The organism is Micromonospora purpureochromogenes (assembly GCF_900091515.1).
In the GTDB taxonomy this organism is placed as follows: domain Bacteria; phylum Actinomycetota; class Actinomycetes; order Mycobacteriales; family Micromonosporaceae; genus Micromonospora; species Micromonospora purpureochromogenes.
Genome location: NZ_LT607410.1, coordinates 4,211,077 through 4,224,364 on the forward strand (window position 1 = coordinate 4,211,077; position 13,288 = coordinate 4,224,364).

13 protein-coding genes and 1 pseudogene are annotated in these 13,288 nt (G+C 76.0%); 5 read left to right on the plus strand and 9 right to left on the minus strand.

Going from position 1 to position 13,288, the window contains the following annotated elements; genetic code table 11:
• Positions 1-32 precede the first annotated feature (32 nt).
• Positions 33-884, plus strand: coding sequence for an arginase family protein (locus GA0074696_RS19525; protein WP_088962429.1), 852 nt, complete (start codon positions 33-35; stop codon positions 882-884).
• Here GA0074696_RS19525 and GA0074696_RS19530 read toward each other — a convergent pair.
• From GA0074696_RS19530 to GA0074696_RS19545, 4 genes are read right to left on the minus strand one after another with little or no spacing between them, the layout of a single operon-like run.
• Positions 874-2,106 (minus strand): bifunctional glycosyltransferase family 2/GtrA family protein, encoded by a 1,233-nt coding sequence (locus GA0074696_RS19530; RefSeq protein ID WP_088962430.1) that lies wholly within the window; start codon positions 2,104-2,106, stop codon positions 874-876. The two genes, GA0074696_RS19525 and GA0074696_RS19530, sit on opposite strands and share 11 nt — an antisense overlap.
• Before the next feature lie 2 nt (positions 2,107-2,108).
• A complete protein-coding gene (locus GA0074696_RS19535) occupies positions 2,109-4,358 on the minus strand; it encodes an ArnT family glycosyltransferase (RefSeq protein ID WP_088962431.1) in 2,250 nt (749 codons plus the stop codon).
• Positions 4,359-4,403: 45 nt separating this feature from the next.
• The gene (locus GA0074696_RS19540; RefSeq protein WP_088962432.1) at positions 4,404-5,906 is read right to left on the minus strand and encodes a sensor histidine kinase; all 1,503 of its coding nucleotides are present in this window, start codon (positions 5,904-5,906) and stop codon (positions 4,404-4,406) included.
• On the minus strand, positions 5,884-6,624 hold the full coding sequence (locus GA0074696_RS19545) for a response regulator transcription factor (protein WP_088964681.1): 741 nt from the start codon (positions 6,622-6,624) through the stop codon (positions 5,884-5,886). Before GA0074696_RS19545 ends, GA0074696_RS19540 begins: the two co-directional genes overlap by 23 nt.
• A gap of 190 nt (positions 6,625-6,814) precedes the next feature.
• Between GA0074696_RS19545 and GA0074696_RS19550 the strand changes: the two genes are divergently transcribed.
• On the plus strand, positions 6,815-7,639 hold the full coding sequence (locus GA0074696_RS19550) for an FAD:protein FMN transferase (RefSeq protein WP_157746029.1): 825 nt from the start codon (positions 6,815-6,817) through the stop codon (positions 7,637-7,639).
• A 4-nt stretch (positions 7,640-7,643) separates the two neighbouring features.
• On the opposite strand, the gene GA0074696_RS19555 is transcribed toward GA0074696_RS19550, so the two are convergent.
• Complete coding sequence (locus GA0074696_RS19555; protein WP_088962434.1) at positions 7,644-7,877, minus strand: hypothetical protein; 234 nt, start codon at positions 7,875-7,877, stop codon at positions 7,644-7,646.
• 227 nt (positions 7,878-8,104) lie between these two features.
• On the opposite strand from GA0074696_RS19555, the pseudogene GA0074696_RS19560 reads away from it, so the two are divergent.
• Together GA0074696_RS19560 and GA0074696_RS19565 are read left to right on the plus strand one after the other, a co-directional pair.
• Positions 8,105-9,053: pseudogene (locus tag GA0074696_RS19560) on the plus strand (serine/threonine-protein kinase).
• A gap of 59 nt (positions 9,054-9,112) precedes the next feature.
• Entirely contained in the window at positions 9,113-9,535 is a 423-nt protein-coding gene (locus GA0074696_RS19565) for an OsmC family protein (protein WP_088962435.1), read from the plus strand.
• Between the two features lies 1 nt (position 9,536).
• On the opposite strand, the gene GA0074696_RS19570 is transcribed toward GA0074696_RS19565, so the two are convergent.
• The gene (locus GA0074696_RS19570; protein WP_231925082.1) at positions 9,537-10,487 is read right to left on the minus strand and encodes an endonuclease/exonuclease/phosphatase family protein; all 951 of its coding nucleotides are present in this window, start codon (positions 10,485-10,487) and stop codon (positions 9,537-9,539) included.
• Between the two features lie 329 nt (positions 10,488-10,816).
• Between GA0074696_RS19570 and GA0074696_RS19575 the strand changes: the two genes are divergently transcribed.
• Complete coding sequence (locus GA0074696_RS19575) at positions 10,817-11,668, plus strand: hypothetical protein (RefSeq protein WP_172894341.1); 852 nt, start codon at positions 10,817-10,819, stop codon at positions 11,666-11,668.
• Positions 11,669-11,683: 15 nt separating this feature from the next.
• Here GA0074696_RS19575 and GA0074696_RS19580 read toward each other — a convergent pair whose 3' ends face one another.
• The 3 genes from GA0074696_RS19580 to GA0074696_RS19590 form a co-directional block, all read right to left on the minus strand.
• A complete protein-coding gene (locus tag GA0074696_RS19580; protein WP_088962436.1) occupies positions 11,684-12,232 on the minus strand; it encodes an ATPase in 549 nt (182 codons plus the stop codon).
• Between the two features lie 132 nt (positions 12,233-12,364).
• Positions 12,365-12,811: a response regulator gene (locus GA0074696_RS19585; protein WP_088962437.1), complete on the minus strand. Its 447-nt coding sequence runs from the start codon at positions 12,809-12,811 to the stop codon at positions 12,365-12,367.
• Positions 12,812-12,870: 59 nt separating this feature from the next.
• Positions 12,871-13,248 carry an STAS domain-containing protein gene (locus tag GA0074696_RS19590; RefSeq protein ID WP_269458683.1) on the minus strand — a complete coding sequence of 126 codons (378 nt, stop codon included), beginning with the start codon at positions 13,246-13,248 and terminating at the stop codon, positions 12,871-12,873.
• Positions 13,249-13,288 lie beyond the last annotated feature (40 nt).

A 13,288-nucleotide genomic window follows, 5' to 3' on the forward strand; every position in this document is an offset into this window, starting at 1 on the left:
CCAGCCTGCCACGTCGGGGCTAACCTGCGCCTGTGCGATGGACGGTGCTGGACGCGGCGCTGGACTCCTCCGGCCGGAGCCGGGGTGAGGAGCGCGGCCCGGGCGCGCTGCGGGCCGCCGGCCTGCTGGCCGCGCTGGACGCCGACGACGGCGGAACGGTCGACGCCCGGATCCACGACGCCACGCGGGACCCGGCGACCGGGCTGATCGGGGCGGAGCAGGTCCGCCGGGCCAGTCGGGCGATCGCCGCACAGGTGGCGGCGGTCCGCGCCGCCGGGCGGCATCCGCTGGTCGTGGGCGGGGACTGCACCATCCTGCTCGGTGTCTTCCTCGCCCTGCCGCGCGGCAGCGGGCTGTGGTTCCTGGACGGTCACCCGGACTTCCAGGACGGGATCGGCTCGGCCACCGGGGAGGGCGCGGACATGGAGCTGTCCATCCTCACCGGCCACGGCCCGGACCTCTTCGACACCGCGGCGCCGCTGGTGGCGGCGGAGCTGGTCCGGCTGGTCGGCCACCGCCCGCCGGGCGACGAGGAGGCCCGCCGCGAGGCCGACCGGGTGGACCCGCGGATCCCCCAGCTGCCGGCGGCGGAGCTGCGGCGACGAGGCGCCGGGGCGGTCGGCCGCGAGCTGGCCGCCGAGGGCGCCGGGCCGGCCTGGCTGCACCTGGACGTCGACGTGCTCGACCCGCGGGTGCTGCCGGCCGTGACGTACCCCGAGCCCGACGGGCTGGACTGGGCCGACCTGCTGGCGCTGATCACGCCGCTGGTGCGCTCCGGACGCCTGCTCGGGATGAGCGTCGCGGACCTCGACGCCGACGGGGACCCCGACGGGCGGCACGCGCGCCGCCTCGTCGAGGTCCTCGCCGCCGCCCTCAGCCCCTGATACCGGGCGCGGGCCGGCGGTGGTGCATGGCCAGGCGCAGCAGCAGGAAACGCAGGGCGGTCGCTGCCAGGTTGGCCGCCACCAGCACCGCCAGCTCGACCGGCCGCGAGGGCGCGGTGGCCGCGTGCAGGGCCGCGAGGGATCCGCTGGTCAGCGCCAGGCCGAGGCCGAAGGCGAGCAGCCCCTGCAGATGGTGCCGGCCGGCGTGCCGACGCCCGGTGATGCCGAAGGTGAGCCGCCGGTTCGCGGCGGTGTTGGCCACCGCCGTCACCAGCAGCGCCAGCAGGTTGGCCCACTGCGCGCCCAGCACCCCCCGGCACGCCACGAAGAGCAGCAGGTACGCCAGCGTGCTGGCCACCCCGACGGCGGCGAACCGGGCCAGCTGCCGCGGCAGCCCGACCGGCACCTGGGCCGGCGGGGCGGTCAGCGGCGCCCGGCCGAACTGCTCGCGCAGCCGCCCGACCGGAAGCGCCCCGGTCAGCAGCGCCCGGCCCAGCCGGCCGATGCCGCGTAGGTCGGCGAGGGCGGTGGCGACGATGTCCACCCGGCTGTCCGGGTCGTCCACCCAGTCCACCGGCACCTCGTGGACGCGCAGCCCGGCCCGCTGGGCGAGCACCAGCAGCTCGGTGTCGAAGAACCAGCCGGTGTCCTGCACCAGCGGCAGCAGCTCCCGGGCCACGTCGGCGCGGATCGCCTTGAAGCCGCACTGCGCGTCGGAGAACCGCGCCGCGAGCGCCCCTCGCAGCAGCAGGTTGTACGCCCGGGAGATCACCTCCCGCTTGGCGCCGCGCACCACCCGGGAGGTGCGCGCCAGCCGGGTGCCGATGGCCAGGTCGGAGTGGCCGGAGATGAGCGGCGCGACCAGCGGCAGCAGCGCCGCCAGGTCGGTGGAGAGGTCCACGTCCAGGTAGGCCAGCACCGGGGCGTCCGAGGCCGACCAGGTGGCCCGCAGCGCCCGGCCGCGGCCCTTGGCGGCCAGGTACCGCACCCGCACCTCGGGCAGCTCCGCGGCCAGCGCCTCGGCGACGGCCAGGGTCGCGTCGACGCTGGCGTTGTCCGCCACGGTGATCCGGAACGGGTACGGGAAGTGCGCCCTCAGGTGCGCGTGCAGCCGCCGTACGCACGGACCCAGGTCGGCCTCCTCGTTGTGGACCGGGACCACCACGTCCAGCACCGCGGCCCGGGTCTCGACGGCCGGCCGGGAGCCGGCGGCGTACGTCATCCTCATCCCTCCTGCCCGCTGCTGAGGTCGTGGACGGTGACCCCGTCGACGGTCTGCGATTCGAAGGTCTCGGCGACCCAGGCGGCGATCTCCTGCGCGGCGGAGCTGCCCCCGTTGGCCCGGAAGCCGCCGCCGCCGACGAACCAGTGGATCCGCCCGTCGGCCACGTACGCCTGGAACTGCGCCAGCGTCGGGGACGGGTCGCTGCCGTTGAAACCGCCGATCGCCATCACCGGCCGCCCGGTGGCGAGTTGGTAGCCGGAGGCGTTGTTCGAGCCGATGGTGGCCGCCACCCAGGTGTAGTCCTCGGCGTCGCGCTCCAGCAGCGCCTTCAGCTCGGCGCTCGGCGCGCGGGAGTCGAGCAGCCCGCCCATCGCGCCACCGCCCTGCGCCCGGCCGTCACCGCCGGCGGCCTGGCCCGGCAGCCCGCCGGGGACGCCGGTGGGCAGGCCGGTGCCGCCGGGCAGGCCCGGGAACTGGCCCGTGCCGCCGTTCTGGCCGATCTGGTTGCCGCCCGGGGCGCCGGGGAGCTGGCCGCCCGGCAACTGGCCGTTCGGCCCGCCTGGGAAGCCGGGGAACTGTGCGCCGGCCGGCATCCGGGCACCGGGGAAGCCGCCCCGTCCCGGGCCGAAGCCGCCCTGCACCGCCGGGCCGGCGCTCGGGATCGAGCCGGTGTGCGGGGTAGCCGCGGTCTGCAGGGCGTACCCGGCCGGCCCGGCGAGCGCGGTGGCCGCGCCGAGCACGAGCACCACCGGCACGACCCGCCGGGGCAGCCGGCCCGCCAGCACCACCAGCACCGCCGCGGCGAGCCCGCCGACCAGCACCACCGTGCGCAGCCAGGGGTACCAGTCCGGGCTGCGGCCGAGCAGCCGCCAGGACCAGCAGGCGGTGACGGCGAGGGCCGCCGCCAGCGTCACGGTGGCGAGCAGGCCGCGTCGGCCCGCCCGCGTCCCGGGCGTCGCCGCGCCGGGAACCGGCTCCGTCGGTACGCCCGGCTCGTGCGCCCCGACCGGTCCGGGCGTGGCGTCGCGCTCCCGCCAGAGCAGCACGGCGCCGGCGCCGACCACGGCGCCGACCGCCGGGGCGAGGGCGACGGTGTAGTACGCGTGGAAGATGCCGGACATGAAGCTGAAGATCAGCCCGGTGACCAGCAGCCAGCCGCCCCAGAGCAGCAGGCCGGCGCGGCGCCGGTCGGTGCGCGGCGCCCGGCCGGCCAGCGCCAGGCCGGCGACCAGCAGGATCAGCGCGGCCGGGAGCAGCCAGGAGATCTGGCCGCCGACCTCGGTGTCGAACATCCGCAGCCAGCCGGTCTGACCGGAGAACGGGCCACCGCCGCCGGCCCGGCCACCGCCGACGCTGCCCTCCTCGTTGCCGGTGATCCGGCCCAGGCCGTTGTAGCCGAGGGTCAGCTCCAGGATGCTGTTGCCCTGCGAGCCGCCGATGTAGGGGCGGGCGCTGGTCGGCACCAGCTCGACGACGGCCACCCACGAGCCGGCGGCGACGACCAGGCCGAGCCCGGCCAGCAGCAGCTGGCGGATCCGCCGCCCCAGGCCGGTCGGCGCGGCCAGCAGGTAGACCCCGGCGAAGACCGGGACCACCAGGAACGCCTGGAGCATCTTGGTGAGGAAGCCCAGGCCGACCAGCGCGCCGGCCAGAACGATCCACCGGGTGCCGGCCGTCTCGACCGCCCGCACCGTCGCGTACCCGGCGAGGACCAGCAGCAGCACGAGCAGGGCGTCGGGATTGTTGAACCGGAACATCAGGGTGGCGACCGGGGTGAGCGCGAGGACCGCGCCGGCGAGCAGGCCGGCCACCGGGCCGTACCAGCGGCGGACGGTGGCGTACAGCGCGCCGACCGTGGCGACGCCGAGCAGCGCCTGCGGCACCAGGATGGACCAGCTGCTCAGGCCGAAGATGCGCACCGACAGCGCCATCAACCACAGCGACGCCGGGGTCTTGTCCACCGTGATCGAGTTGGCCGCGTCAGAGGAGCCGTAGAAGAACGCCTTCCAGCTCTCCGCGCCGGCCTGCGCCGCCGCCGAGTAGAACGAGTTCGCCCAGCCGGAGGCGCCGAGGCCCCACAGGTAGAGCACGCCGGTGGCGAGCAGCAGCACCGCCAGGGCCGGTCGCGTCCAGCCCGGATCCGGCCGCGGCGGCCGGGGCTCCGCCGCCACGGGTACGGGTTCCGGCGCGGGTGGTGCCGGCGGTGCGGTCACCGCCGGCGCGGTCAGCAGGCTCTCGGTCTTGTCCATGCCGGCAAGCCTGGCGAGGCCGGTTGGACCGGCACCGTGACCGGGCTATGCGTCGGCTGTGCAAGCCGGCAGCAGCACCCGGAAGACGGTGTGACCCGGCCGGCTCTCGACCTCGACGGACCCGTGGTGCGCCTCCACCACCGCCGCCACGATCGCCAGGCCGAGGCCGGTGCTGCCGTGCTCCCGGGACCGGGAGCTGTCGCCGCGGGCGAACCGTTCGAAGACCTCGCCCTGCAACTCGGGTGGGATGCCCGGCCCGTCGTCGGCGACGCTGATCTGCACGCCGCCGGGGGTGCGGGTCAGCCGGGTGGTCACCGTGGTGCCCGGCGGGGTGTGCACCCGGGCGTTGGCCAGCAGGTTCGCCACCACCTGGTGCAGCCGGACGGCGTCGCCCGGCACGTCGAGCACCTCGTCGGGCAGGTCGAGCTGCCAGCGGTGCTCAGGTCCGGCGACGTGCGCGTCGCTGACCGCGTCGACGATCAGCGCGGTCAGGTCGACCGGCTCCGCCGCCAGCGGCCGGCCGGAGTCCAGCCGGGCCAGCAGCAGCAGGTCGTCGACGAGGCTGGTCATCCGGGTGCTGGCCGACTCCACCCGGCGCAGCGCGTGCGCCACGTCCGGCGGCACCCGGTCCCGCCCGCGCCGGGCCACCTCGGCGTAGCCGCGGATCGCGGCCAGCGGCGTCCGCAGCTCGTGGCTGGCGTCGGCGACGAACTGGCGTACCCGGGTCTCGCTGGCCTGCCGCGCGGCGAGCGCGGCCGCGACGTGCCCCAGCATCCGGTTCAGCGCCGCCCCCACCTGCCCGACCTCGGTCCGCGGGTCGGTGTCGCCCTCGGGCACCCGCACCGACAGGGCCACCTCGCCGCGGTCCAGCGGCAGCTCGGTGACCCGGGCGGCGGTGGCGGCGACCCGGTTCAGCGGGCGCAGCGTGGCCCGCACGATCAGCGCGCCCAGGGCGCCGGCGACCAGCAGGCCGGCGGCGGCGACGCCCCCCTGGGCGGCGATCATCCACCAGACGGTCTCCTGCACGCCGGCCAGTGGAAGGGCGAAGACCAGCACGTCACCGTCGGGCGCCTGCCGGGCCACCGCCCGGTAGTCGCCCCGCCCGCCCAGGTCGACGCTGCGCGGCCGCCCGTCGGTCGGGATCCGGGTCAGCGCCGACACGTCGGCGGCCGGCAGGGCCTCCGTCGGCCCGGAGCTGCTGCGGATCCGCGCGGACGCGACACCACCGTCGACGACCTTCACCGCGATCGAGTCGGGTGGGAAGCCGGGCGGCGGCTCGGGCGCCCGCTGGTCGTCCGCCCGCTGCCGCTCGGCGAACTGGCGGAACCAGGGCGGGAGCTCCTGCTGCCGGCGGTCGTCGGCGGTGAGCTGGTTGTCGACCTGGACGATCAGGAAGTGCCGCAGCGCCACCGTGGTCAGGCCGCCGATGGCGATGCTGACCAGGGCGAGCAGCGCCACCACCGCGGCGACCAGGCGGGTCCGCAGGGACCGCCCGGCCAGCCAGGAGCGCAGTCGGCCGCCGGGGTCACTCCGCGGGCTTGAGGACATACCCCGCGCCGCGCAGCGTGTGGATCATCGGCGCCCGACCGGCGTCGATCTTCTTCCGCAGGTACGAGATGTACAGCTCCACGACGTTGGCCTGCCCGCCGAAGTCGTAGTTCCAGACCCGGTCCAGGATCTGCGCCTTGCTCAGCACCCGCCGCGGGTTGCGCATCAGGTAGCGCAGCAGCTCGAACTCGGTGGCGGTGAGGGTGATCAGCTCGCCGCCCCGGCGCACCTCGTGGCTGTCCTCGTCGAGGCTGAGGTCGCCGACGGTGAGCACGGCGTCCTCGCGGGCGGCCACGGCGAAGCCGGAGCGGCGCAGCAGCGCGCGCAGCCGGGCGATGACCTCCTCCAGGCTGAACGGCTTGGTGACGTAGTCGTCGCCGCCGACGGTCAGCCCGGCGATCCGCTCCTCCACCGCGTCGCGGGCGGTCAGGAAGAGCACCGGCACGGTCGGGGTCTGCTCGCGCAGCCGGCGCAGCACCTGGAAGCCGTCCAGGTCGGGCAGCATCACGTCGAGGACCACGGCGTCCGGCTGGAACTGCCGCGCCGTGCTGAGCGCGGCCATCCCGTTGCCGGCGCTGCGCACCTGCCAGCCCTCGTAGCGCAGGGCCATCGACAACAGGTCGGTCAGGGTCGGCTCGTCGTCGACCACCAGGACCCGGACCGGCTCGCCGTCGGGTCGACGGAGTTCGATCCGCTGCTGCGCTGCCTGCCCGTCCATCACCATGCCCCCATCGTGGGCGCCGCGCCTGGCGCTGCCCTGTGCGCATCCTGTGCGCGGGCTGTGCGCGGGTCGGCTCGACCGTACCGGGCCGGGCGACGCCGGGCGAAACGCAGCGCCGGTCGGCCCGCACAGCCCGGGCACAGGCCCGACCCACGTCGGGTCCAGGCTCCGGCCGCAGGCTCGGGCCATGGCTGTCGAGGAGGTCCGCTGGGCGTACCGGGGGCGGACGGCGCGGGTCGCCGTGACCGACCGGGCCGCGCTGCCCCAGGCGCGGCGCACGCTGGTCCGGTCGCTGGCCGGGCTGCGCCGCGCCGAGGACGAACTGGCCCGGGCGCACCGGGCGGCGGGCCGGCCGGTGCCGGTCGGACCGCTGCTGCGGGACCTGGTCGCGGTGGCGCTCGGCGCCGCCGAGGCCACCGGGGGCGACGTGGACCCGACCGTCGGGGCGGCCCGGCTGCGCTGTGCCTACGGCCGGGGCCGGTGGCCGGTCTGCGGGGCGTCGGTGGGCCCGGTCGAGCCGCCGGGGAACTGGCGAGCGGTGCGACTGCGCGGCGACCTGCTGGCCGTACCGGCCACGCTGCCGCTGGCCCTGGACGGCACCGCCACCGCGTACCTGGTGCAGCGCGTGGCGGAGCGGATCGCCGCGCGGACCGGCGCCGGGGCGCTGGTGGGGCTCGGCACCCGGACCGCCGTGGCGGGCCCCGCCCCGGCCGGCGGCTGGCCGGCAGCGGCCGAGGGCCGGGTGCTGCGGCTGACCGGCGGTGCGCTGGTCACCGCCGACGGGTGGCGGCCCGACGGCGGCGGGGTGCTCGACCCGCGGACCGGCGGCCCGCCGGCCTCGCCGTGGCGGGCGGTGACCGTCGCCGCGCCGGACGCGACCCGGGCGGCGATGCTCGCGATCGCCGCGCTGGTGCGGGGATCCGCCGGGCCGGCCTGGTTGGCGGGTCAGGGCGTCGCGGTCTGGCCCACGCCCCGCGCACCGGTGGTCGGCGACCTCCCGGCGCGCCGGTGACCGGTCACTCGCTCGCCCCGATCGGATAGGTGCGCACGAACCGCATCGTCCAGACCCCGCTGCCGTCGGGCCGGTCGCGCGCGTAGAGGTGGTCCGGTCCGCCCCCACCCGGCGGCGGGTCGGCGTCGGGGTGCCGCATGATCCAGCGCTCCGGCGGCTCGCCGCCCGGATCGGCGGGCACCTCCCGGACCACGTCGTGGGCCGGCCCGCCGACGAAGCGCACGGTCACCTCGCCCATCCGCGTCCCCTCCGTCCGCCGGCGCACCGGGTCGGTGCCGAGCAAGCGTCGCGGCCGGTACGCCGGACGCCGGACCCCCTGGCTGGCAAGCTACCGCACCGGCGGTGGCCCCGAGCCCGCTCCGGGCCGACCCGCCCACGGGTTTGCCCTGCTGGGAGCGCGGGTACCGGCTCCGGAAGGGCGCAGCCACACCGGGCACGCGGCACGAAACAGGCAGGAGCGGGTCGATGAGGACGCTGGCCGGGCGGTACCAGCTCGCACAGCGCATCGGCCTGGGCGGCATGTCCGAGGTGTGGCGCGCACACGACCTGGTGCTGGACCGGCCGGTCGCGGTGAAGCTGATGTCCCCCGAGCAGCAGGGCGAAGAGACCTCGGTCGAGCGGATCCGCGCCGAGGCGCGCAACGCCGCCCGGCTGGTGCACCCCAACGTGGCGAGCGTGCACGACTTCGGCACCTCGACCACGCTGCCCGGCCGCGAGGCGCCGTACATCGTGATGGAACTGGCCGGGCGAGACGCTCGCCGCGCACCTGCGCGCCGGGCCACTGGACTGGCGGATCGCGGTCCGGGTCTGCGCGGAGGTGGCGGCCGCGCTGGCCGCCGCGCACATGCACGGCATCGTGCACCGGGACGTGAAGCCGGCCAACGTCATGCTCACCCCGTCCGGGGTGAAGGTCCTCGACTTCGGCATCGCCACGCCGGCCGGCTCGCCCGACCACAGCCCGGACGGCATCGTGGTGGGCACCCCGGCGTACCTGGCCCCGGAGCAGTTCGACCGGCAGCCGGCGACCCCGGCGGCCGACATGTACGCCCTCGGCGTGCTCCTCTACTACTGCCTCACCGGCCGTCTGCCGTACGCGGCGGGGACGACCGCCACCCAGCTGGTCGGTGCCCGCCGACGGGTGGCGGCCGAGCCGCTGCCCCCGATCGAGGGGCTGCCGCCGGAGGTGGCCGAGCTGTGCCGCCAGTGCCTCGCCGACGACCCGTGCCGCCGGCCGACCAGCCTGATGGCCGCGCTGCTGCTGGCCGAGGTGGTGGACGCCCGGGTGTACGTGCCGATGCTGTCGTCGGTGCCCCGGCCCCGTTCCGCCCCGGTCTCCGAGTGGACCGAGCGGGCCGCGACGGAGGCGACCGAGGCGGTCCCCCTCGACGACTGGTCCCGCACCGGACCGGCCTGACCGGCGTTTCACCCGATCGAGTCCGGGAACCCGGGCCGGTGACTGACGGGAGGAACGCGATGCCGGATCCCAGTTCCTGGCTGAACGAGGCCACCGCGACCGCCTCGGGCGGCCACGTACGCACCGACGACGGCGGCTGGTCCACGGCGCTGGCGTCCCCGCTCGCGCCGCACTGCACCGGCCTGACGCCGGAGCAGCTGCTGGCCGCCGCGTTCGCGTCCTGCCTGCACCACGCGGCGGTGGAGGCGGCCGGCGAGATCACCGACGAGGCGCACACCGTGCAGGTGACCGCCGAGGCGAAGCTGGGCCGCGACGACGACGGCCGCTACCGGGCGGACGTGCACGCCTCCATCTCGTCGGTGGGCCTGACCCGCGAGCAGCTGGCCGACCTGGTCGAGTACGCCGACCGGATCTGGCCCTTCTCCAGCGGCGACGCCAGCCGGCACCGGTTGACCGTGACGCCCGCCGACGGGCGGCGCTGAGTCACCAGCGGAAGCCGGCGGTCACCGCCCGGTGATCGGAGTCGGGCGTGCGCAGCACGTCGGCCGTGGTGGGCGTGAGGCCGCGGTACAGCACGTGGTCGGGCCGGGTGACCGGCACCGACGAGGGCCAGGTGAAACCGAAGCCCCGGCCGGCGTCGGCCTGGGCGTCGCGGAGCAGGCGGGTCAGCGGGGTGAAGACCCGGTCGGTGCTGGCGGTGTTCAGGTCCCCGAGCACCAGCAGCCGGTCGGCGCGGTCGGAGCGCACCGCCTCGGCCAGGATGCGGACGGTCTCGTCCCGGGTGGCGGTGTCGCCGGCCCGGGCCGATCCGAGGTGCACCACGTAGACCGTGAGGTCGCCCCGCGGGGTGGCGACGACGGCCCGCAGCGCGCGGGTCCAGCCCAGCCCGGTGTCCACTCCGGCGGAGTCCCGGATGGGGTAGCGGCTCCACAGCGCGACGGTGGAGACCGACGCGTGGTGCGGGTAGCGCTGCCGCAGGTCAGCGGCGAGCCGTCCGGCGTCGTCGACCTCCTGGAGCGCGACGAGGTCGACGCCGGCCTCGGCGAGCGGGGCGACCGTGCCGGCGGGGTCGGGATTGCCGGCGCGCAGGTTCTGGCTGGCCACCCGGATGCCGGCCGGACCGCTGCCGGCGGCCGGGGGCAGCCAGACGCCCGCGTACATCAGCGCCCAGACGGCCGCCGGGAGCGCGACGGCCACCAGCGCCCGCCGGGAGCGGCGCAGCAGCGCGGCCAGGGCCAGCACCGGTACGCCGAGGCCGAGCAGCGGCGTCGCGCTGTCGAGCAGGCTGCCCAGGCCGCGCACGTTCGGGACCGCGCGGTGGCCGGCCAGCACCGCCGCCAGCAGCACGGCGAGCAGCACCAGGACGAATCCGCGCCGGTCACCGGGGCGGTCCTCGGCACCGCGGACGGGCTCGTCGATCATGCTGTCGGTCACCGTCCGAATCGTAGCGAGCCGCCCCCAGGACGGCGGCGACAACACCTCGACCGCCGGTGACCTGGGCTTCCGCCGTCCGGTGGGCCGACCGGTCGGCGGTACGGCCGGCGGCCGTCGCCCGAACGGAGGAGGGCCGTCATCCGCGCCCACGCGATCGCGTCGCGCCGGATTCCTCCGGTTGTTTCCGACATCAATGATAAGTACGACTGGTGAGGTCGGAGGGGTTCCTGACCGGCCGCCGGTAATGCCCGGTCGGATCATCGCAAATTGTGGCGCATGCCACCAATGACCCCGATGGCAAGCGGTCGTGGGCTCTCTAGCCTCGGCGGGTGCTTGCCGATCACTCCCCCCAGCAGCCGTCGCCCGAGATCCGACCGCATACCCGTACGGTCGATGCCGCATCGGGCGAACGGCGGATCGGCCGCCACCGCGCTCCGGAGCCACCCCGACGCGGGGCGCGGGCCGTACTGGCCTCCACCCCGGCCCGGGTGGCCCTGGCCGGGGGCGTGACCTGCTGCCTCGGGCTGGTGGCGTTCGCCGGCGCGCACGACCCCGGCCCGCGCGGGACCCCGGTCAGCGAGGTGCTGGCGGACCGGGCCGAGGCCGCCGACCGCGCCTCCCGATCGCTGGACCGGGGCGCCTCGCCCGTCGCCGTCCCGGTCACGCCGATCCCCGCGGCCAGCCCCAGCCCGTCGGTCACCCGCCAGCCCACGCCGAAGCCGAAGAAGCCGGTCAAGCCGCGGCGGCCCCGGCCGGTCGCCGGCCTCACCCAGGCGCAGATGGACAACGCCAAGGTGATCGTGGACGTCGGCGTGCAGCTGAAGGTGCCCCGGCGCGGCCTGGTCGTCGCCATCGCCACCGCGATGCAGGAGAGCAACCTCTACAACCTGGCCAGCGACGTGCTGCCCGAGTCGTACGACTATCCGCACCAGGGCAGCGGCTCCGACCACGACTCGGTCGGGCTGTTCCAGCAGCGCCCGAGCAGCGGATGGGGCACGGTGGCCGAGCTGATGCGTCCCGCGTACGCGGCCCGGGCGTTCTACACGGCGCTGGCCGAGGTGCCCGGCTGGCAGGAGATGAGCGTGACCGCCGCGGCCCAGGCCGTGCAGGTCTCGGCGTTCCCCGACGCGTACGCCCCGCACGAGCAGCGGGCGACCACGGTGGTGGCGGCGCTGACCTGAGCCGAATCGGCGCGCTCAGGCCACCCGGGTGCCCGGCTCCGGCCGCTGCGCCGACACCTCGGGCGCGCCGGCGGCGGCCCGGGTCGCCGGGACACCGCCCGTGGACGCGGCGGCGGTGGGCGTGTCGGCCGGCACCGCGTCGGCGGCGACCCCGGCGAGGAACTGGTCCACCCGGGCCTCCCGGCGCCGCCGCTCGTGCAGCGCCGCCTCGAACTCGCGGCGGGCCTGCACCGCCTCGGCGTACACCCGCTCGCGCAGCTGACGGGCCTCCTCGCGCGCGGCGTCAAGCTCACCGCGGGCCTGTGCCAGGATCTCGGCGGCCTCCCGCTCGACCGCCGAGGCGGCGCGGCGGGCCGCCGCCGCGGCGTCGTCCGTCGGCGAACCCTGGCGGTCGACCAGGCCGCGCAGCAGAGTCGCCTCCTGCCGGATCTGGTCCCACTCCCGACCCGCGCCGGCGGCGACCTCCGCCCGCGCCACGAGCCGGGTCAACCGGACTCCCAGCTCATCGAGGCAGGAATCGACCTGCCGCTGGTCGTAGCCGGTCTCAACGACGGAGAACCTCATACTGTCGCCCCCCAGGCAGCTGGTACGTCTTTCCCCCAGGTTCGATCCTCGCGGCTGCCGATCGGCGCCGAGGATGTTCGGGAAAAATGTTCAGCAACTGAGCGCCGGCCCGGGGCGGGGCCGCCGGGCGGGTCAGGAACGCTTGGGGAGCACGACCACCCGACCGAAGAACTCGTCGATGCGGCGGACCACGTCGTTGAAGTCGTCCAGGTCGATCGGCTTGGTCACGTACGCGTTGGCCTGCAGCGTGTAGCTGCCGACGATGTCGGTGTCCGCGTTCGAGGTGGTGAGCACCACGATCGGGATGGTCCGCAGGTCCTCGTCCTGCTTGACCTCGCCGAGCACCTGCCGGCCGTCCATCCGGGGCATGTTCAGGTCGAGCAGGATCACGTCCGGGCGGCGGGCCTCGGTGTGCCGACCCTCGCGGCGGAGGAACTCCATCGCCTCCTGGCCGTCGCTGACCACGTCGATGACCTTGTCGATCTCGGAGTCCTCCAGGGCCTCCTCGATCATCAGCACGTCACCCGGGTCGTCGTCGACGACGAGGATGCGGACGGGGTTCGCGGCGCCTTGGCCCATGGTGTACCTGTCTCATCTCGGGCGATGGGGACCGCACGGTCACCCGCTGGCGGGGAAATCTAGCCGATCAGGCGGGCGTCCTGCGACGCCGGGTCCGCCATCTCCGGTTGGTACGCCAACACATCCGCGAGCCCGGTGACCTGGAGTACCCGGTCCACCCGGCCGGTGGCCCCGGTCAGCCGCAGCCACCCGCCCTCGGCGGCGGCCCGATTGTCCCCCCGGACGAACGCGGCGATGCCGCTGGAGTCGCAGAAGGTCAGCTCCGCGAGGTCGAGCAGCAGTTGCCGGGCGCCGTCGGCGGCCAGTCGGTCGATCGTCTCGTTGAGCTGACCGACGGTGCTCATGTCCAGCTCACCGACGAGCCGGAGGCACACACCACCACCAACCCGCGGGCCGTGGGTGACGGTGAACGTCAACGTCGTCCCTCTCGCTCGCACCGCAGGCCGACCCTTGCAGTGGAGCAAGTATACGCAGTGC

What these genes read in the sequence shown, in the direction of transcription:
- GA0074696_RS19530 (WP_088962430.1), bottom strand. Translation starts at nt 2,106, where the DNA reads ATGACGTACGCCGCCGGCTCCCGGCCGGCCGTCGAGACCCGGGCCGCG.
- GA0074696_RS19535 (WP_088962431.1), bottom strand. Translation starts at nt 4,358, where the DNA reads ATGGACAAGACCGAGAGCCTGCTGACCGCGCCGGCGGTGACCGCACCG.
- GA0074696_RS19540 (WP_088962432.1), bottom strand. Translation starts at nt 5,906, where the DNA reads ATGTCCTCAAGCCCGCGGAGTGACCCCGGCGGCCGACTGCGCTCCTGG.
- GA0074696_RS19545 (WP_088964681.1), bottom strand. Translation starts at nt 6,624, where the DNA reads ATGGACGGGCAGGCAGCGCAGCAGCGGATCGAACTCCGTCGACCCGAC.
- GA0074696_RS19550 (WP_157746029.1), top strand. Translation starts at nt 6,815, where the DNA reads ATGGCTGTCGAGGAGGTCCGCTGGGCGTACCGGGGGCGGACGGCGCGG.
- GA0074696_RS19555 (WP_088962434.1), bottom strand. Translation starts at nt 7,877, where the DNA reads ATGGGCGAGGTGACCGTGCGCTTCGTCGGCGGGCCGGCCCACGACGTG.
- GA0074696_RS19565 (WP_088962435.1), top strand. Translation starts at nt 9,113, where the DNA reads ATGCCGGATCCCAGTTCCTGGCTGAACGAGGCCACCGCGACCGCCTCG.
- GA0074696_RS19580 (WP_088962436.1), bottom strand. Translation starts at nt 12,232, where the DNA reads ATGAGGTTCTCCGTCGTTGAGACCGGCTACGACCAGCGGCAGGTCGAT.
- GA0074696_RS19585 (WP_088962437.1), bottom strand. Translation starts at nt 12,811, where the DNA reads ATGGGCCAAGGCGCCGCGAACCCCGTCCGCATCCTCGTCGTCGACGAC.